The 21812-nt window shown below is 41.5% G+C and carries 11 protein-coding genes; 3 read left to right on the forward strand and 8 right to left on the reverse strand.

Annotation, left to right across the window (positions count from 1 at the left end; translation table 11 throughout):
* Positions 1 to 25 precede the first annotated feature (25 nt).
* The 5 genes from AACZ87_RS06490 to AACZ87_RS06510 form a co-directional block, all read right to left on the reverse strand.
* A complete protein-coding gene (locus AACZ87_RS06490; protein WP_339865887.1) occupies positions 26 to 1261 on the reverse strand; it encodes an MFS transporter in 1236 nt (411 codons plus the stop codon).
* Between the two features lie 114 nt (positions 1262 to 1375).
* Entirely contained in the window at positions 1376 to 4096 is a 2721-nt protein-coding gene (locus AACZ87_RS06495) for a hypothetical protein (RefSeq protein WP_339865888.1), read from the reverse strand.
* Positions 4097 to 4227: 131 nt separating this feature from the next.
* Complete coding sequence (locus tag AACZ87_RS06500) at positions 4228 to 7722, reverse strand: hypothetical protein (protein ID WP_339865889.1); 3495 nt, start codon at positions 7720 to 7722, stop codon at positions 4228 to 4230.
* 111 nt (positions 7723 to 7833) lie between these two features.
* Positions 7834 to 8586, reverse strand: a complete 753-nt coding sequence (yaaA, locus tag AACZ87_RS06505; protein ID WP_339865890.1) for a peroxide stress protein YaaA — start codon at positions 8584 to 8586, stop codon at positions 7834 to 7836.
* Between the two features lies 1 nt (position 8587).
* The gene (locus tag AACZ87_RS06510) at positions 8588 to 14143 is read right to left on the reverse strand and encodes a gliding motility-associated C-terminal domain-containing protein (RefSeq protein WP_339865891.1); all 5556 of its coding nucleotides are present in this window, start codon (positions 14141 to 14143) and stop codon (positions 8588 to 8590) included.
* 82 nt (positions 14144 to 14225) lie between these two features.
* Here AACZ87_RS06510 and AACZ87_RS06515 point away from each other — a divergent pair, with 82 nt between their 5' ends.
* Positions 14226 to 15272 (forward strand): type IX secretion system membrane protein PorP/SprF, encoded by a 1047-nt coding sequence (locus tag AACZ87_RS06515; RefSeq protein WP_339865892.1) that lies wholly within the window; start codon positions 14226 to 14228, stop codon positions 15270 to 15272.
* Between the two features lie 243 nt (positions 15273 to 15515).
* On the opposite strand, the gene AACZ87_RS06520 is transcribed toward AACZ87_RS06515, so the two are convergent.
* A complete protein-coding gene (locus AACZ87_RS06520) occupies positions 15516 to 16937 on the reverse strand; it encodes a Gfo/Idh/MocA family oxidoreductase (RefSeq protein ID WP_339865893.1) in 1422 nt (473 codons plus the stop codon).
* 191 nt (positions 16938 to 17128) lie between these two features.
* Between AACZ87_RS06520 and AACZ87_RS06525 the strand changes: the two genes are divergently transcribed.
* Positions 17129 to 18151 (forward strand): ThuA domain-containing protein, encoded by a 1023-nt coding sequence (locus AACZ87_RS06525; RefSeq protein WP_339865894.1) that lies wholly within the window; start codon positions 17129 to 17131, stop codon positions 18149 to 18151.
* 129 nt (positions 18152 to 18280) lie between these two features.
* Positions 18281 to 19132, forward strand: a complete 852-nt coding sequence (locus tag AACZ87_RS06530; RefSeq protein WP_339865895.1) for a sugar phosphate isomerase/epimerase family protein — start codon at positions 18281 to 18283, stop codon at positions 19130 to 19132.
* 89 nt (positions 19133 to 19221) lie between these two features.
* Here AACZ87_RS06530 and AACZ87_RS06535 read toward each other — a convergent pair whose 3' ends face one another.
* Complete coding sequence (locus tag AACZ87_RS06535) at positions 19222 to 20403, reverse strand: MFS transporter (protein ID WP_339865896.1); 1182 nt, start codon at positions 20401 to 20403, stop codon at positions 19222 to 19224.
* An 86-nt stretch (positions 20404 to 20489) separates the two neighbouring features.
* Positions 20490 to 21791: an alpha/beta fold hydrolase gene (locus tag AACZ87_RS06540; protein ID WP_339865897.1), complete on the reverse strand. Its 1302-nt coding sequence runs from the start codon at positions 21789 to 21791 to the stop codon at positions 20490 to 20492.
* Positions 21792 to 21812: the final 21 nt, after the last annotated feature.

Here is a 21812-nt window from a genome sequence, read left to right on the forward strand (position 1 = left end):
CAACCCGAAGGTTGCTTTTTTTATGTTAGTGAGCTGCGGAAACAGCTGGTGTTTTGCCTTTCTGCCAGAAGTAGAATATGGCAAAAAGAACAATGAGTATGATCGGAAAGAGCATCATTTTCTGAAGAGTGTCTTGTCCAGTTGCCAATTCTAGTGCGTCGCCGGTAAGTCCAGCAGCAGAATTAGTTGCTCTGGCATCATCAATCCATCTACCTGTTATTGGGTTATAAAAGAAGTTAGAAAGCATTCCAACTCCACCTATTATAGACATACCCAATGCACCTGTTAGAGGAGCTCTCTGTGCAGTAGCACCTATCATTACTGGCCAGAAGAAGCATACTCCTAGACCAAATATTATCGCTGCCAAATAAGCTAAAGGCCCAGTGACAGTACTGAACATATATATACCAATAGTTGCTAGTACTGCACTTCCTAGTAGAACTCCCGGTTGTCCAAATTTAGCAACAACTGGCCCTCCAAAGAATCTTCCTACTGCCATGACACCTGTTGTCAAAGCTAGCAGTAACATACCACTTGCACCTGATGAACTCAACACGACATTCGCCCATTGTGTTGTTCCAAATTCAGTAGTTGCTGTAAAAATCATACAAATGAATAGGAATATGAACATAGGGGAAATCATTGCCTTTAAATTCTGCGGAATTGACATTGCTGCATCAATATGTGGTTTTGGAAATGTCTTACCGAAGAATAACACCGCATAAATTACAGTAGGGATCATTAAAACCCACATCTGTGTTTGCCAGCTACCTAAAACTCCACCTGTAGAGGTCATAAATTCCGAAATCAAGCTACCAACAACAATGCCACCGGGGAACCACATATGGAATCTATTCAGCATTTTATTCATTTTATCGCCAGTATACATATCAGCAATTAGCGGATTACAAGCAGCTTCAGTACAGCCGTTACCAAAGCCTATGAAAAGAGTAGACATCAATAGTGTCGTATATCCTCCAGCATAAATAGTTAGGAGGATACCCAGCGTGTGCATCACAAATGCAACTCTCATAATATTTGCTGGTCCAACTTTGTGATAAAGTAGACCTCCTAAGATCATAGAAATAGGGAATCCTAAGAACCACATGGAATTAATAAAACCTAGTTGTTCATTGGATAAATTAAATTCTGCTCCTAATTGTGGAAGTATTCCAGCTCGAATAGAGAATGTAAATGCGGTGGTAATGAGCGCAAAACAACTTGCGTTGAAGAGAGCCGATTTGTTAATGGTTTGAGTCATATGATAGGTTTTAAATTTTTTGGGTTGTGACCAATCGATTGTAAAGGTGGAAAAATAGGAAAAATATTGCATTCAGCTTTCCCGCTAATAAAAAATATTGTTTTGAATTTCCTCCTAATTTAACACCAAAAGTGACCCAATCTCTTTTTCTTCAAGTCCATACGATGAATTTTTCAGGATTATTACAACTACGTAATTTCCCGTTGGGACGAACTTTCCTTTAGATTTTCCATCCCAATTGAGCACTGGCTCTTCGATAGGGATTTCATTTGTAGTAGTATAGTGAATGAGTTCTCCGAGTCGATTATAGATGTATAATTCTGCTTCAGTCACTCCTTCGCTCATCAAAACCCTGAAGTCTTTGTCAGGGTTGCCTAGAATCATTGCATTAGGATATACAATCTGGTAGTTGCAAACATCGTAGGTTCGGAAGGAATCTTCAAATGCGCATCCATCTTCAGTAGTGACAATTAATTGGTAATCTCCTACTTGGGCTGGCTTAAATAGCCGTTGAGTGGAAACTAACTGATCTCCATAATACCATTCGTATGAAGCATATTGTCCTGGATCGATTGGGGCTAGTGTGTTTCCTTTTGTACATGCAGGGTAGCTTTCATCAAGATTTGGAAGAGTTAATAAGTTGCTTTCTTCCACTAAAATGAAGTTTCTGCCTATTTCACAGTTGAATTTGTTGTAGGCAACAGCTTCGTAGGTTCCGGGCTGATCAACTTGTATTTCCAGCAAATCCTCAAATTGAGATAACTCACTTCGCTGGTCATTGACATCATAAAAAATCCACTCCGTATGAAAGACTTCTTCTTCATCTGATGTTAAAGTAACGGTGGAAGTGCCTGGTTCAGGACAAATTTTGGTAGCTTCTAGCTCCATTGGGACTGATGTGATAGGAGGAATTACCTCAAATTCTACATGTACTACATCACAAAATCCACTTTCTAGAGGCTGAGCTGTTAAGGTGAATAGCCCAACCGTGGCTGGATAAAACTCATAGCCTCTACCTACAATTTCACCTTCAGAATTCACCCATCGTATACTTGCGTCCTCTGGAAGGATTCCTTCTATTTCTGCAACAAAAAGGATCGGGTCAAAGCAGCCTCTTTCGACTTTGACTGGCTTAAATGATATTTTTTGAGAAATAGTCGCATTAAAAACTTCTACTCTAGGGCATAAAGTAGAGGTGGGATTATTTGATTCGGCAAGTAAGGTATAGGATCCTCCTTCGGTAATAGTAAATGCCTTTCCTGAACGTAACGTTTGTACGCTTTTATCAGGGTAGGTAAGGGTGAATAGCATATCTTCCTCAGTTTCTGGGATGAAATCAAAGGTTTCGCAGACTTGAATATCTCCCGGAGTTGTAAAATTTACTTGTGGCTGATCAGCAATGGAAATAGGTTCAATAGGGTAGGTACAGCCGTCTATGACTAGCTCTAATAAATATTCTCCTGAAGAAAGATTAAACGCCAATAATCCACTCGCAGGAACGATACCCGCTTCAATTTCTCCTGCAGACACAGCTAGTAAGCGATATCTCCCGTCGGCTATACTTTGTCCAAAGTTAACCTCCACTTTACCTTCTACTACTCCAGTTTGGGAACATGTTTCCGGTGTACTGGTAATGGAAGGCGTCAGCTGAGTAGGAGGGTTGGGAGTTACAGGTGGGTTTTTGGCTTCTAGTTGTACCAATTTGGTGACTTTACACCCATTTTGGGTAGCATAAATCGAGTAGATCTGTGGCTTTATATTTGAATAAGTAAGCACTTGACCCGCTGCGACAGGGCCTGTATTTATCCCTAGTTCAGGGATTTCGATTGAATCCAAATTTGTATTGCTAGTAACTTGCATGCTTCCATTTTCTGTAATACAATCATCCGGTGAAACTAGGATTTGCGCATCTAGTTTTGGAGATTCTAACAGTTCGAAAGCAACTTTTCTCTCAGAAGGACAATCTGGATACTGCTCATCCTCCGCGCTAAAAAAGACCTCATAAATTCCTGGGCCATTCAACTCGCTTGATTCGAGTGTTATTTCAAATGCCGTCCCGAGACTTGTCTTGGTTGGAGATGTACTTTTTTTGATAAACCATTCACCCGTAAGAGGCGTATCTGTGCCAAAAGTAATAGGTCTGCCTTCACAGATTTGTTGCTCAGATTGGGTGATTTGGAAATCAATCGGAGGTCCTACGAAAGTGGACCCTTTGATGGTACATGCTTGGGTGCCGTCGGCATTTGTCAGGTATAATTCCACAAAATGGTATCCGATATTATACGTTAGGAGTTCATTTCCCGTGCCGATAACAACCTGATCTCCATCTGAATCAAGGGATTTCCAGGTGATGGTATAATTAGCCAGATTTGGTGTTGAAGGGAATAATGCAGTGAGTAAAACTGGCTCATCACCACAAACGAGGTAATCAGGCTTCAAGGCCAATTCCGCCCCTTTTTGAACTTTTACATCTAAACTTTCTTCGTAAAAATTAGCATCTGTTCCTCTCCTGATTTTCAATGAAACCACATAGTCTCCTACTACACTGAATAAAAACTGAATAGATTCAAACTGGTCACCGCCACTTCTATTTAAAAGTTCATCGCCGGATGAGTTAGTTATTTTCCATTCATATACATCACCGGGATTTCCTCCAGCACTGTAGTTGCCGATGACGCCACCTATCACGATACATAAATTAGTGTCGCCAGTGAGTGCCAGGGCAGCATTTATGGAGTAGGTCGTTTCGGGTTTATTTGGGTTTTTTACCTGCCATCCTAGCGTAGGCTCTGGTGACAAAATGAGGGTAATCCAAACCAAAATCATCCCAATCATCCGATTAGGTATTTGGCAATAAGAGTTCAATGAAATCAAATTAGGGTGTGTGCAAAGATAACAATCCCTGTTATCAATGAATTGATTTTAAGCAAATGGGTCAAAAAATGTTCCAATTCAGTTTTGCACAGCTATTCTATGATGAGAATAGATCCAAACTCAGTCTTGGTGATGTTCTTTTCGTAATTCTTAAAATTAAGACGGACGGCGTAAGTTCCATTTGGAATGGCATTTCCATCATACGTACCATCCCAAGCACAGGTGGATTCTTCCGAAATCAAATTGGTTTTGGAGCATTGGAAAACCACCTGACCCCATTTGTTCATAATTACCAAATCCAACTCATCAATAAGGTAATTTGTGTAGAGTAAAAATTCTTTTTCGGGATTTCCTGGCTGCACCGCATTTGGATAAATTACCTTAAGCTCACACTCTTCTTCAGTGACAAAGCTAGTTTGGTATGCACAGCCTTCCTGACTGTAAACAATTAGGTTGTAGTCACCAATCAGGTTGGGTTTGTAGACAGGGCTAGTGGACACCAGCTGATCTCCAAAATACCATTCATAGCTTGCGAAGCTACCAGGGTTTATCGTGGGAGCAATTTCATATTTAGGACATATTTGATAGCTTTCTTCTACCTGTGGCCTGACTGTGTCCGTACTTCTAAGAATTAAGGTTTTATCACTTCCTAACAGGCACGGGATAGCATTGAAGACTCGGACTTCATAAGTTCCTTCATTTGTAGCTAAGATTTCTTGCCTGTTTCTTTCAGCAGTTAATTCCGATTGTTCCCCAGATGGAGTGGTGTACCACCATTCTATTGACTCTACAGTGGTGAAATCAGTTTCTACAACGATGCTGGCAGATGGGCTATCTGGACAAAGAGGCTCCGCGACCAACTGCACGTCTAGCTCCAAAACTGGTGGTAAAACGTCAAAGGATTTAGGTTCAATGTGGCAAGGTATTACATTGGAAGGCTGCACTTCAAGAGAATAATTACCAGGCTCTCTTAACGTAAGAAACTCTTCAGTTCCAATCTGATTTCCATCTTTATCCTTCCAAGAAATGTCTACATCCTCAATGGAATAATTTGTTACTATGGCTTGGTAAGTAATACTGCCATCACAAAATTCTTCAGAAATGACTGGCTCAAAATCCACTGCATCCGATAAGATAACTACCAGCTCTTTTTGCTCAGGGCAATAAACTGAGGGGCTATTGCTATCAAATGCCAGAAAAGTGTAGGTGCCGGCTTCATCTAAAGTGAATGTTTGCCCAGACGGTTTTTCAACCACCTCACCAGAGGGCGTGGTTAAGAAGAATTGAAGATCTTGTGTGGTCTCTGGAAGCAATTCATAAAAGTCACAAATCGTCAGTTGCTCAGGGATATCAAATACCACTTTATCTGGTGTTAAATCCAGCTGAAAAGTTACTCTTCCCAGTTCACAGTCTTTTTGAATAGCAGGTATGATGCTATAGGCGGATGCTTCATATGTCCCGCCAATACGCGTCGTAATTGTTTTTTGATTATTGAATTCAAATAGCTCTTCTATTTCTCCACTTTCGTTAAATCTTCGCCATCTGATATCAGTAACTGCCTCTGGTGAGGTGGTCGTAAGCTCCACAATTGCTTCCGGGCCAAATTCACAGAGTTTGGTGGAATTAATCGTTGCATCCACAAATAGGACGGGAGCTTTTACAAGAAATTCCTTTGGAGTAATAGGGCAGAGTTCACTGTCTTTGGGCTGAACTTCCAGCGAGAAGGTTCCAATTGAGGTAGGAGAAAGAAAAAGGTTTTGCCCGGTTCCAATAGTATCACCTTCGGAATTTCGCCAGAGAAAATTTGCTGTATTTGGATCCGTCCCATAGATCTCAGCTTCGTAGACTCTATTTCCTATCACGCAATCTTCGCTTTTTAAAATAGGATCAAAAGGGATAGGGTCTGTTGTGCTGACCGTCAACTTCAATTGTGAAGGACATATTTCACTCTGATCTGGCAAAATCCCTATTAAACTGTATTCTCCAGCTTCAGTGATTGTGAAGGGCTCACCGGCTAATTTTGAAGAGCTATTTCCCGATGGGTCTGTTAAGGTAAACAGCAAAGGTTCAGTAGTTTCAGGAATCAGGTCATAAGAACCACAAATAGTCAGTAGTTCGGGGATATTAAAGTTTGTTTGAGATTTCCCTGGAATTTCAATAATCTTTCGATTGGGAAGGTTACAGCTATCTTTATCTAATATTTCGAAAAAGTAATTTCCTCCTCCTAGATCTATTGTAAATGGATTAATGGTAGGTAGCGCTTGTTTAGTTATGACATCACCTTTTTCACTTAGGACACGATAAGATCCTTCTGTGGCTCCATTTGTTAGGTTTACTTCAAAAGAGCCATTCGTTTTCCCTGAGGTGGTACAAGATTCTGACTCTATGTTCTCAATTGTAAATGCTAAAACTGTGGGGGAATCGTCTAATGGTACTACAGCGCCTAAGGTGTTCTGGCAACCGTTCAAATAGGCATATAATGTGTATGCCCCTGATTCTAGATTTGGTATAGTAATGATGTCTCCAGCTGTAAAAGGGCCATAGGAAGATCCAACTCCACCTACACTAATAAGGTCCAAGTTAGTCTCTGCAATCAATTCTAATCCACCATCAGGATTGAAGCATCCGGTTGCCCCTAGTGATGAGGAAAATGATATTCTAGGCTCCTCTTGGTAGGTAAATACGGTGCTTGCTTTAGGAGAACATGCCGGGTTCTCTGCATTCTCGATGATGAGCTCCAACTTATATTCCCCAAAGTTTAAAATATCAATATCTGGGGTAAGCGTGACATCTACCGAATCCCCTAACCATACTGGATTCGTTTCGCCTGGACTTGTTAGAAACCATTGGCCTTTTGTAGGTGGGTTTGTTTGAAAAGTGATGTTACCGTCTTTACAGACTGAGCCAGAGCTCTGAACTATTTCTACTGCATCGAGAATTTCTACAGAAGTAGCTAGGCGGTTAAGACATATGGGGTTCGAATTATTATCGGGTATATAGAATTCAACATCGTATTTACCGGGGATATTCACACTTAATAAATTCGATGAACCTATCAATTCACCAGCCTCATTTGTCCAGTTGAACACGTAGCTTGAGAAATTTGTGCTAGCTGGTGATATCGCTTGAAGTTCTATGGACTGGCCCGCACATATTTTATATGAACTTGAAAGCGCGAAAGTCGGCCCTTTTATTATTAGAACTTCCTTTTCGAATTTCGATGGTGGCTGGTTTCCCCGGCTCACTTCTAATTTGACTTTGTGTACTCCTAATTGTTCAAAAGTATATTCAATTTTTTGAAAAGCTCCAGGAGGTCTAGTGAACAGTACGCTACCATCTGGTGCCAAAATTGTCCATTTGTAAACATCAGTAGCAGAATCCCCACCCCCGGAGAAAATACCCACAACACTTCCCACAATATTACACAATCGATCTGGCCCTATCAATTCAGGGTCATTTGCGGCAGAACCTATACTTGTTCTTAACAAATCCTTTTCTGTAGGACGTAACAATTCCCCTTTGGCAAGAAAAAATGCCAAGCCAAAAAGGAAAACGAATATGGGGTATTTAGCTAGTCTTAAGACCAAAATAGATTTACTTAAACCTGATTTTTAGGCCTCTAAGCTACAATTTAATAGTACTGAAAAAAAGTTGTTAGCGATTTTACTGCTTTTGAATTGAATTTATATTAGCTGATGTTACCTCACAAATACCCAGTTACTTGCATCACTCAACTTCTCTGAATATTCATACCCAGCTTCGTTAAATGTTTTGAGTAACTCTGGCTCAGTAATTCTGTTTTTGATGGCAAAATTACTCATCATTCCTCGAGCTTGCTTCGCAAAAAAGCCGATGATTTTATAGCTGTCATCTTTGAATTCTTTGAATTCAATAGTGATCAGTGGGCTTTTTAACGACTTCTGATGTACGGCTTTGAAGTATTCCTGAGATGCGAGATTGATAATCGTCTTTCCTTCAGCTACAGCATTGATTGCTTTGGCGATTTTCTTATCCCAAAATTCATAGAGGTTTTTGCCTTTTTTATTTTCAAGTTTTATCCCCATTTCTAAGCGGTAGGGCTGGATCAAATCTAATGGCTTCAATAAGCCATACAAACCGGAAAGAATCCTTAAGTGATCTTGGGCAAAATCAAAATCTTCTTTTGAATACTGATCGACATCGATTTTGGTGTAGACATCGCCTTTAAATGCCAAGATGGCTTGCTTGGAATTGTTCTCCGTGAAGTCAGTCTGAAAAGTCTTAAAACGCTCATTATTCAACTCGGCCAAGTTTTCAGAGATATGCATCAGCTCACCTATTTCCTTGGCAGACTTTTTTTTCATTATTCTTACTAAGGAACGAGTGTCAGTTTGAAAATCAGGTTGGGTGGACTCTTTGAAAACTGGAGTGGAGTAATCCAGCGTTTTCGCTGGTGAAATCAGGATAAGCATACTATTGAATTACTGTAATGGCTTTGATTAATTTTTCGGTTATGTTTTGATCTTCACTTCTAAACTTCACAACGACCGCATATGTTCCGTTAGGCACGAATTCTCCATTTACTTGCCCATCCCATGGACAGAAAGGTTGCTTTGGCTCAATGTTTTCATGTTCACAATAAAAAATCAATTCTCCCCAACGATTATAAATATAGACTTCTATATCATCGATGTATTCATTGGCATAGAGGATGAAATTTCTATTTGGATCGTTTAGAACCACACCGTTAGGGAAGACGATTTTTAACGAACAATCTTCCACTACGTCAATGGTTGCTACGTATTCACAGCCTAGATTGTCAGAAACTGTAAGTTCATAGATTCCCCCCTCAGTAGGGGTGAAAACTTCATCCTGAGATACTTCCACACCATTTAGCTTCCATGAGTAGTTGTCATAGATTCCAGGGTCGATTGATTGAGTCACTCCTTCTATTGCACAGATTGTAAATCCAGCAGGAACGACCGGAGGTGAAATTGTGGATTTGGCAACTACTCCATTTGCTCTACCAAGTTCACATCCTACGCTACTTCTTAGCAGTGCTTCGTAAGTTCCTTCCTGAGTAACTTCTATGATTGGCAATCCATTAAAAGCTGGGATTCTTGTACGGGTGCCATTTACAACCGAATACCATTCGATATCTGCCACATTTGTCATATCCGCGACTACTGTGATAGTGGTGCTAGTTTGATCGACGCAGTAAGGAACTATATCAAGACTCACATCTACCCGCTGGGAATTAATCTCAGCAGTGAAAGATTTTTTATCCACTGGGCATAAGCCTCCTGCTACTGGCTGTACTTCTAGCGTGTAGTCGCCAGATCTACTTGGGACAAAAACCTGTCTTCTTCCTACGATTATGCCTGCATTATCTTTCCAAAGGAAAATCACATCCGCTGGATCGGCATTATTCAAAATAGCCTCATACTGGACTCCAACTTGACAGTCCACAAGTGGAAGAGAAACTTCGAAATCAATAGGCTGTGTAATATTTGCAACAATTGTCTCTTCTCTTGGACAATTAATCCCAGTAGGATCTTCACCTCTGACGGTGTAAGTTCCAGATTGCGTGAGGGTAAACTCTCCATTCGTATCAGGGAAAATAGTAGTTCCAGCAGAATTCGTCACCGTGTAGTTCAGTGCATCTGGAGAAGTAGGAGTGAAAGTGAAGCCTTCGCAGGCAGTGAAATCAGAAGGAACTGAGAATACAACCTCAAACGTCTGGATTATGCTGAAGCCGACGTTGAAAGCATCAGAACATCCACTGGCATCTGTCAATTCAAAGAAGTAGGTTCCATGGGGAAGGTCTACTACGAAATCAGTAACATTATCGTATTGTCCAGAGAATACTTGACCATCTCCCTGTCTAATTATTCGATATGTTCCACTCTGAGGACCATTGTTAAAATAGAATTCAATTCCTCCGTCCTCAACTCCGTTTGGACCACATTCTTCGCCTATTACATCCCATCCGTAGTCAGATAGAGAAGGTGGTGGGTTTTTATTTTCTATCGATTGAGTTTTAGTCTGACTACAACCGAATTCGTTCTCTGCTACTACCGTATATACTCCCGGTAGAAGATTTTGGACCGATAGCCATTCTCCACCAGTGACATTCTGAAAAGTCTCTCCCGTTTCCACAATTGTAACTAAAGTTGCGGCATTCCTAAAGTAAATCTCGAAATAACCATCACTAGTATTACAATCTGTTGCTTCTCCAGAATTCACATTGTCAAAGTCTGGGATTTCATTAACTACTAAATCTACCTTTTTCTCTACCACACAGCCTTCCAAAACTGGATCTTGAGTCACAAAAATAATTTCATATTGCCCTGGACTTGGAAGTGTGTTGATGAATAACTCCAGTTCGAAAAACTCTCCAAGCGCAACTCTAGTTGGGTCACCATTTAGCTCGTAAAACCATTCTCCAGTAATAGGTGTATTAGGAGCAAATGTCACCGAAGTCTCTTCATAGCAGACTTCGGTCGCAGTCTGATCTAGGTCAAACTCGAAGGCTGGTCCGACAAAAACATCTTTAGTAGAAGGGCAAGTTTCATACAGCAAAGCCTCGTCATCCGAAAGTCCATCAGGAATTCGGTAACTCACATTTACTGTGTAGATGCTTTCTTCATCAACAGTGATCGTATTTGAGTTTTCGTCTCCAAATACCTGACCGGCAGCATTGGTCCACTCGAAGTCATATAATCCCTCAGCAGGGTCGTATCCATCGATTGCAGTTAGTGTTACAGGATTACCTGCACAAAGTGTAGCGTCATCCGCTAGGGTTAGTTCAGGTGGTGCTTCTACCAAGATCTCCGTACTTTCTCTGAAATACTCAGGGTCTCCACATCTATCTACTCTAAGTTCTATTGTATAAGTGCCTGGGCTATTGAAGATCTGATCCAGATTTTGGAATTCGTCCCCTGGACCTCCGTAATTATTTCGGAGTACTGTCCCGTCATCCTTATTAGTGATGGTCCAGAAATAACTATCAATATCAGGCTCCCCGCCACCTTCTAGAAGTGCTCCAGCACCAAGTTCAGGGTCCAAGCATAGCCTCAAAGGAGCTGCTAGGCTGGGTTCTGGGATAGAACTTCCTGAGTTTTGAACAAAAGAAGGTAGACCTAGATTAGCGGGGCCTGGCATGGGCTCTACTCCGTCTTGTGTAAAAGTACTTTGAGAGTTGCAGCCTGATCCTACGTTGATTTGTCCGATTCTAGTGTCACCGACTACCGCTACATAGATTTGCCCATTTGGTCCTATCTGCAATGCACCCAAATTGAGTCCGCTTGTTTGACTTATTTGATTTTTTGTGCTGATGATACAAGCTTCTATTTGTGCTCTTGTGCTTGCTCCATCAAAACATGCTGGGCAAACTGCAGCCGACGAATCATCATTTTCGTTGGCTTTTATTACGAATTCTTCTATTCCAGGTCCGCCGTTTCTATAAGAAACTAAAATTCGCTCCCCGTCTTCTGAGAATTCCATTCCGTACACATCTCCATCGCAGTTCAAATCAATTCGGGCGTATTCCGTCATTTCACCAGTGTCACTGTCGAAATCAAAAATCTCTAATTTATTACATCCTCCTTCTGAGATGGTGACAGCTATCTTATCTCCATCAGAATTGAATTTCATTGCTCCCACACCGGAGTTGAATCCATGATTACTTCCCACGGAACTAAGGATAGGCTGTCCTATTCCTTGCGAAGAGACTGGATATGCCCGGAAAGTATTGTTTCCAAGTTCATGATACATCACCCAAGTCGTATCTCCAGCATCCAAAGCGGCAGTATGCTCAGTGGATGGGCTAAAGAGAAAATTGTCTTTAGTGACCACATTTCCGACACCCGTGTCATTTTCTGATTTAATATCCACGAGGGAATATTTCGCCTCGTTTGTTCCATTTGCAGAAAGTTGGGTAGTAAAGAGGTAGAAAAGGGTTTCTTCTGTAGGTACAGGCACTGCGATTACACCCTGACTACTGGAATTATCTCCGCCTATATCTTCCCCGTTTTCCATTAAATCTCCATTGAGATCCCAGACTGATTGCCCGTCAGTGTAGAAAAGTACTTGCCCAGCTTGGTCTGATATCGTGGTAGTCCCTGCAGGGATATTTTGTGGATGTGGGGAAGCAATTGGTCTTGGGGTAGGAGCATCTGGGTCATCCGGGTCTGGATTAAAGTCCAATCCAGCTCCATCACCAAAATACCAGATGTTATTGGTCTGATCTTCTACATCCCACATTTTCACGCGGATCTCAGCATATGCGTAGCAGGAAGATCCTGGCTCACGCACCAAAACCCAATACAAACCAGGCTTACACACTTCATTTTCCTCCTCACCTATCCATCCTTGATCACGCTTGTTGGACCAAAAATATTCGTAGTTTTCTCCACCACCTTGGCCGCTACCTACTCCGCCACCACCACCAGCTCCACCATCTTCTTCACCTTTTTGTGCCGAAAGTAATGGGCTGAGGTCTAAGCATGATTCGCACAAAGTCGTGTCTTGAGGAGAGAAGTTTGCTTGAAGTTCGTTTTCTGCCAAAGAAATATCATGGGAAACGGTTTTTGTCTCTCCATCTGCAAAAGTGACAAGTAGTGTAACATTTATGCTTTGACCTGAAGTAGCATCCGCAGGGATAAGAAAATGCTCTTGTGCGTAGTCTGCCGGAAGTGCATTTCCAGTAGAATCTGTAAGGGGGGGATCAAAATTCCATGCGAAACTTACGGGTCTGTAATTTTCAGGAGTGATTTCTGAAGTAAGCTGAACTGGGTTGTTGGCACAAGGCATATCAGGTGCCCATGTGAAGTCTACTGTTGGTGCTATGTCAGCATTTGGAGCAAAAGTTGGGAAAATAGTCCCACAAAAATCTGTGCCTGCAAAGGGGTCTTCCTCAATCGCTATCAAGGTCAAATCAGCTTCATTTGGATTAGTAACTTTGCCTATCATTTGCGGTCCACCATCTACCTCTTCATACAAATAATAAATACTGCCATCTGGTCCGGCTTTGATGTCATAAACAGATGAAATGCCTGCCGGAGGAGTTCCCGGGCCAATAATAGGCATTACTTCTGGGGTAGCAGACAAATCAGAAACAGGTACTCTGAGTAGTGAATCACCTGCCGAATAGTAGATGTAGGTTCCGTCTGGAGAAAATTCAGCCCCTCCATAATTACCATTTCCGGATGATTGAGAAATAGGTGTAGGTGACCCAAAATTCCCATTACTTGTATCGAAGCTTAACACTAAAATAGGATCAGTGTCAGAATCTGGAATAATAATTAGCTGGCTCGTTTCTTCATTAAAAATGAGCTGTTTTGGGGTGGAAGTAATGGCTTGGTTGCCTGTAGTAGTGAAATTCCCTTCTCCAGAATCAATGCTTCTAGAAATTAGGTTTCCATTATCAAAACTGATTAGAAAGGAGGAAGACGCTGGCGTTTTTACAACTAAGATTGCTCCGCTTCCATTTCCGATCACATTGTCTTTTGAGGTGATTTCCCCTAGTGGCCTGTCATTGCCTATCGCTTGACCAGGGGCATTCATATCCACTACTGCATACTGAAGTTCTCCGCCCAGCGAGAGATAGAATATATAAAAAAGTTTGTTTCCGTCAGGGTCAAATTCCAAGAACCCTGTTGCTACTTGTTGGATTCCGTCGATATTTCCATTCAGCCCAGAGCCAACTCCTTGAATAGGGTTTTGGCTAAAATCATAAACCAGTTCTCCATTCGTCAGGAAAAATGGCTGTCCGGTAATTGGGTCTATCGCAAGGGCAGAATTATTTTTAGTAAAAACAATTGAACCAGGAATAGACTGAACATTAGGTGAATTGCCTTTTCCAAAGGATAAATAATTATTCTCCGTAGATGCACCGCAATAGCCAAAAATCCACTCATTGTCATTAAAACCCTGCGAATGCACCGCGGTATTAAATACAAAAGTTGTAAATAGGAGGGTAATTGCAAAAATGTAGGGTAACCTTATGGAATTAGGGCTGCTTTTCATAATTTTCGAACTGCTTCTAAAACAACATACGTTCTGTAACGTTGAAGAAGCCTACTGAATATTCAAATTAACGAACAAATACTTGTTACGGTCTCTGGTTTACGTTGTTTTTCTTTGTGTGGTTGGACTATTTGTAGGAACTAATGCCTATGCACAGGATCCGCAATATAGCCAATATTACGCTGCACCTCTTTACTTAAACCCAGCTTTTGCGGGATCTGAGTTGACTGGACGAGTTGGTTTCAATTACAGAAACCAATGGCCAAGTATTGATGCACAATTCACCACATTTTCTGCATACTACGATACCTATCTGAATGATTACAACTCAGGTATTGGGGTAATGGTTATGCAAGATACAGAGGGAGCATCCAAACTTCGCTCCACTACCATTTCTGCACTTTATTCCTATGAATTGAAATTAAGTGATAAAATGTATTTCCGTCCTGGATTTCAGGCGAGTTATATAAGGAGGGAGATTGGCTATTACGAGAATTTGATTTTTGCAAATCAAATTAACCCTAATGACCCTTTTGGTCCAATATTTCCTGGGAGTGATATTCCTGGTCTAGGAGATCCAGTCAATATGCTTTCGCTATCCTTTGGTGGGTTGTTTTTCACCGAAGACTTTTGGATAGGGGGATCAGCGCATCATGTGAATCAGCCAAATCAATCGTTTATCGATGGAGATAGTCCTCTACCAGTGAAATTCTCAGCCCATGCAGGGTATAGAATTTCTTTGGGTGAAGGTGCCTCTCGTGGTGATTTCACACACATGAGAAGACAGCGTTATTTGACTCCTACTATAAATTACAAAAAGCAAGGGCCATTTGAGCAACTTGATGTAGGGGCTTATTTTTATGTGGAGCCAATCGTTTTTGGGGTGTGGTACAGAGGCCTTCCTTACAAAAAAGTGGAGCAGCAAAGTAATAGAGATGCCATTGTGATGATGGTCGGTTTGAACTTGCTTTCTGGACTTAATGTAGGCTACAGCTTCGATTACACGGTTTCTCAGTTAGGAATTCAGTCTGGTGGAGCTCATGAATTGAGTTTGTCTTGGACTTTGCCTAATCGTAACCAAGGCAAACCGCAGAGAAGAGATACCATTCTCCCTTGCCCTAAGTTCTAAGAATCCGGCTTATCAAATCATAGTTTTCTCTCTCGGCGGCGCAACGACGCGGCGTTTTAAACAATTTGAGGTTTTTTGAACCTCGATTGTTGTATGATAAAAATACCATTCAAAAGATTATTCAATACGATTAAGATTTAATGTTGTAGGCCACGAGATATTTTCGCTACGCCGACGTGAGAAAACTAAAAAAAGCTGAAACGATTTCTCATTCCAGCTTTTGATGTTAAACTTTATTTTTACTTAAAGGGTATAAAACTCTTCCCATCCTTTTCTTGGCACCTCACCTCCAAGCAATTGATTTGCTAATGGGTTGTTGGTGATGCGTTGCGTTTCTCTGTCAAACTTCAAGGTTGTGTTCATTTGCTGAGCTAATACGCCTAAACAAAATACCTGGCTTAGGGGTCCTGCAATTTCAAAACGAGAACGAGTCTGCTCCTCTCCTTTACATGCTTTCAGGAAGTTTGCAAAGTGATTAGAAGGACTTTCAGGAACTTCTGGGAGCTTACTTTCCATAGCTTTAGCTTTTTCCTCGCCAATAATAGAAAGTGTGCTGCCATGAGATCCACCTTTGAAAGTCAGGTCTTTTCCATATATAATTTTTCCTGGATTTAGTTTGGCAGGCTGAATCTGACCATTGCTGGCTGCAGGAATATCTGCATTCAATTCGGAAGTTCCATAGTCAGCAGGCACTGGAGGTACATTATCCACGCCATCATACCAAGTGAGTGTCAGAGGAGGCATATCACCACGCTCTGGGAATTTGAACGCCAGTGTAGATGACATAGGGAAGAAGAATGGATTGTGACCTTTCAGCATCACTGGATCTACTTCGTAAGGCAATCCTAGGTCAAGGAATTCATGGACCGTATCCATGGTGTGAGCTCCCCAGTCTCCCAGAGCGCCCATTCCGAAGTCATACCAGCATCTCCACTGTCCATTGATGAAGTCTTTGTTGTAATCATGAGGGAATCTAGCCATCAGCCACGTGTCCCAATCAAGAGTTGAAGGAATCGGCTCTGCTTTTGGGAAGCTTTGCATGTTTACATCCCAGCCATGCCATCTTCTTGGGCTGTTCATATGAGCAGTCACTGCAGTCACATCTTTGATGATTCCAGCTTCTTTCCAAGCTTTGAATTGGAAATAGTTGCCTTCGGAGTGACCCTGGTTGCCCATTTGGGTAACTACATTATGTCTTTTGGCAGAGTCCATCATGAGTGTGATCTCATTGAAGGTACGAGCCATAGGTTTTTCTGTATAGACATGCTTGCCTTCAGACATGGCTAGCATGGTGATCGGGAAGTGGGAAAAATCAGGAGTTCCAACTGTGACCGCTTCAAACCCATTTCCAAATTCATCAAACATCTTACGGAAGTCTTGAAAACGTTTGGCGTTGGGGAATTTCTCCATCATCGCAGTAGTATGGGGTGCCCCCATGTCTACGTCACAAAGCGCTACGATATTACATAGCCCAGTGTCATAAAGTGCATTCATAATCTGAGCGCCTCGATTACCAATCCCACAGCAAGCGAGGTTAACCTTATCACTTGGAGCTACATGTCCCATAGATTTACCAAGGACGGTCGAAGGAATGATGGAAATCCCTGAAAGTCCGAATGCGGCCAGAGAACCAGTTTTAAGAAAATTTCTTCTGTCTTTTTTCATATGATAAGGGTATTTTGGGAGTACAAATTATTTTTCAAGACGAGAAAGTAGGGATTTTTTACCGCTACTCTTTTCATTTTTATGTTGAATGGAGAAAGAATTAACGGAATCGATACCGAAATAGAATTCTGAGAACAGGACGAAAACCCTTGAAAGTTTTACTATTTTCCCAATTCATTCCATTAAAAACTATGAAAAACTCATCTCCCAAAAAACCTGCATTTTTATTGATATTGATTGCTGCATTCTCAATTTCCTGTGTTTCAGCCCAAAATGGTAAGACATACTTGCAGTTTGAAGGGGGAGATGGGCCTGGCAAAGGAAAGGAAATAGTGCTAATCTCGGGAGATGATGAATATCGATCTGAGGAATCCATGCCGATGATGGCTAAAATATTGTCAACTCATTATGGCTTTAATACTACTGTGCTTTTCCCAATCGAACCAGAAACAGGTGATATTGTCCCAAGTTACCAGAACAATATTCCGGGATTGGAGCATTTGAAAAATGCAGACTTGGTAATTATGCTGATCCGTTTTAGAGATTTGCCGATGGATCAGATGAAGCATTTGGAAGATTATTTCAAATCCGGCAAACCGTTTATTGCCCTTCGAACTTCCACACACCCTTTTGCAATCAAAGACCAAAACTCGCCATACGCCAAATGGACTTGGAACAGTAAAGTTGCTGGTTGGGAAGGTGGTTTTGGTCAGCAGATCGTAGGTGAAACCTGGGTTGCTCATCATGGAATCCATAAATCAGAAGGAACTAGAGCATTGATTGACGGCTTGGATAGAGATGCAGATCATCCGATATTGAGAGGCGTGGATGATATTTGGGCGCCAACGGACGTGTATACGATTAAGAATTTGCCTTCGTCTGCCAATGTGCTTCTATATGGACAATCTACTGCTGGAATGACAGCGGAAGCGCCATTAATGTGGGATAAGTCAATTATGCCTATAGCTTGGACAAAGGATTACTCGCTGGATGGAGGGAAAACAGGAAAGGTTCTGGGAAGTACACTCGGATCTTCGATAGATTTCCAAGTAGAAGATATGCGTCGATTGATTGTGAATGCTTCTTTTTGGCTATTAGATATGCCTGAGGTTATTACTTCTGAACTTCCTATGGAAATTGTAGACAGCTACGAGCCAACCATGTTTGGTTTTGACAGCTTCCGTAAGGGAATGAAAGTAGCAGATTTCAAGTAGTAGAACTGTAAACTTCATTATTTAAAATTCATCATTCTGCATTCTTTATTTTCAATGTTGAATGATGAATAGCGAATGAGAAATAATGAAGTTCAATATGAATAGACTCAATAAGAAAGATTAGAATTCATGAACAAAATAGGATTTAATGTGCTGGCTTGGTCGGCGGAGATGTCAGAAGAATTATTGCCTGTTCTCGATCGCTTGAAAAAGATTGGGTATGACGGGGCGGAATTTTTTATTGGTGGTTCGCCAGAAGAGTCGTTTAAAATGGTAGGAAAGCATTGTGCAGATATTGGTTTGGAAGTGACTGCGGTGACGGTGATGGGACCAGATCAAAATCCAATCTCTTCTGATGCTAAAATCCGGGCGGCGGCAGGCGAACAATTGAAATGGGTAATCGACCGCGCTGCAGATCTAAATGCGCAGGTTCTTTGTGGACCTTATCACTCGGGATTCACTGTGTTTGCATCAAGAGAACCTATCGAGGATGAATACAATTGGTCTGCGGAATACCTGAATGCCATGGGTGATTATGCGCAGCAAGCAGACATTTTATTAACACCAGAAGCATTAAATCGCTTCGAATGCTACCTCTGCAATACCATGGAGCAGCTTTCATATTTACTTAAGAAAGTGGATCATCCGAATGTGCAGGCGATGTTTGACACCCATCATGCAAACATCGAAGAGAAGAAATTATCAGAAGCAATCAAATTTATATCACCTCAGTTAGGGCATTTTCATATATCCGAGAACGACCGTGGCACGCCAGGTTCGGGCCATGTGAACTTCGACGAGACTTTTAAAGCGTTGGCTGATGTGAAGTATAAAGGCTGGTTGACTATTGAAGGCTTTACCAGAAATGATCCCGCTTTTGCGAATTCTATAGGAGTGTGGCGCAATTTCTCTGAGCCATGGGATATGGCAGAGAAAGGGTATGAGTTGATTAAAGGAATGGGAGAGAAGTACGGATTGTAGGAGGACAGTGAGAAAAACACAAAACCCTGAGGCAGTTTACTCAGGGTTTTGTGTTTGTGGGTCTTTTGTAAGGAAACTGAATAGGTTTATTATGATTTGAGACCTGTTCTGTTTGATGTTTTTTCATTCAGCACTTTTGTAAGGAAGCTCATTGCTATGAGAAATATCACCAAAAAGGCCAACAGAAACGAATAGCCTGTAAGTATTGCGATTTTCCCAAAAAGGAAGGGCATGAGCATGATTCCAACATAGGCACTCGCCATTTGCATTCCCATTATTTTTTGGGAGAATTTCTCTCCAAAATTAAAGGGGGTTTCATGCAATAAACTTGGGAAGATGGGGGCACATCCTAAACCGACCAAAAGAAATCCAGGTAATAGCAAGGCCTCAAATGGCAAGAATAATGAAATTAGTCCCAACCCAATAATGCCTTGACCTAAGTAAACCAATTGACGATTTGTGAAATAGCTAGTCAATAATCCAGACAAAAACCTGCCCAATGTGATCCCTAAGTAATATAGGGAAACCAGTCTTGCTGCTTGGCCAGTTTCAAAGCCTTTTTCGAAAACCAAAAAACTAGCTCCCCATAAGCCAAAACTTGCCTTAATGGTGCAGTAACAGAAGAAGAGTAAGAGTGCAGACTTTAAGCCAGGGATAGTTTTTACTAAGTAAAGATTACTCTGAGCACTTTCATTTTGCTCGGCTTCTTGGGTTGCTTGTTTTTTGTCCCAAAGTGGAAGAGAAATAATCAGAATAACAACCAGACTGATTTGAATCCAGGCGATTGTATGATATCCCTGAGCCCAAGTTCCTCCTTTGGCCAAATAACCCGATAAAATGATAGGCCCAATTGCTGCGCCGATACCCCAAAAGCAATGCAGCCAATTCATATGCCTCGCTTGGTAGTGAATCGCCACATAATTGTTCAGCGCGGCATCAACACTTCCAGCCCCCAAACCTAAAGGCACAGCCAGTAAACACAGGAATAGAAAATTATGGGAATATGAAAATCCCATTAAGGCAATTGCAGTCAGAATTACGCTGACTGTGGTCACTTTAGCTTCTCCAAATTTCTGGATCAGACTGCCACTGAAAAGACTGGAAATAACTGTCCCTGAAGCGACAATCATGGCAATAATCCCAGCATAATCAACCGGCACACCTAAGCCTTCAAACATCGCTGGCCACGCAGATCCCAGTAAGGAATCTGGTAGTCCTAGGCTGATGAATGCCAAATAGATAATTATGAGAAGTAGGATCCGATTTTTCATGCTACAGAAAAAAAATGTGTTCTGAACAAATTTAATCTGGGTGAAAATTTTAAAATGAATAAGTTATAGACAAAATCAATGCGAACTTAATTTTCCAAACTGGTTTTATGATCCAATTCTAATCCCACGGTGGTTCTAGGTTTGAACCCTGGCCATTCTTTAGCATCAGGATTTGCATTCACATCGAGATATCCTTTGTAGCTATCATTTCCTTTTAGGTAAAAGCCCAAAAACGCCGTGACAAAATGCTGGTTTATATTATTGATCCTGCGCATATCCCAAACTGAGTCTGCATATCTCAAATACTCATCAATAGGTCTTCCTGGCTCAAGCGCTTCAGCTGGCGGAGGATTTGGAGCAGTGTTATGTCGAGCGTCAATATAAGTGAGTAGGTACCTCTCAGAGTTGACTGCTCCTTCATAGATGGCTTTTGTCCCATCCTCATAGCCTGAGATATCATCTTTGCTTCCTGCTACGAATAGGGAAGGAATCTTAATGCTAGCCAAGCCTTCCGCATTCCAAACTCCACGTTGCATTCCCCAAGGAGCAAAAGCAACAATCACCTTAATTCTTGGATCGATCGAAGCTTCAAATTCAGGGTTGCCAACCGAACGTCTTTGCAAAGCCTTACTTCCGCCAGTCATACCTCCAAAGAGTTGGACGGCTTGTGGGCTATAACCTCCACCAGCAACATTTACAGCTCCATAACCTCCCATCGAATAGCCAATCAGAGCGGTATTGGCAGCATTCACTAAACCTTTCAAAAAAGACTCCTGATCTTCACTTAGTCTTGCCATTTCATTTAGGACAAAAAGGTCATCCAGTGAACGGTTTAGTAAGGTGCTTTGAAAGCCAGCTGCATCTCTGAATGTGGCTTCTGTGTGATCTATTGCCACTACCACATAGCCTTTTGAAGCAAGATTCTCTGTGAGGTAAGTCATTAAATAGCGAGAACCTGTATATCCATGGGATACTATTACCAATGGGAAAGGCTCGTCTTCATAAACTGCTTTTGCATTTCTGCTTGCTCTGCCCAAGAAAGTAAAAGGAATAAGAGGTCGTGTAGGAGAACCATTTTGCCCCATAACCTCGTCATAGGAAATCAACTCTTCTGATCCAGCTTCTGCTGGGTACCAGATTTCCACCTTTATTGGTCTATTGTAAAGTGAATCTTCACCCTTACCGTAGTTGAGTATATCCAATTGATTTTCATGAATCAAATCAAGGGTTTGGACACCGACTGCATATTCGCCTCGGGCTGCTAATTCTGGAGCATCTGGCAACAAATCTCCATAGACAAAGGGTTTGGACGTTGATTGCCCGAAGCTAAGGCTGCTTAAAAGAAAAAGGAAAGTTAGAATTGTAGCAAAAAGGCCCTTGTTGTTCATTTCAGCGATTAATTTAGGTTT

The organism is uncultured Algoriphagus sp. (assembly GCF_963974365.1).
Lineage (GTDB): Bacteria > Bacteroidota > Bacteroidia > Cytophagales > Cyclobacteriaceae > Algoriphagus.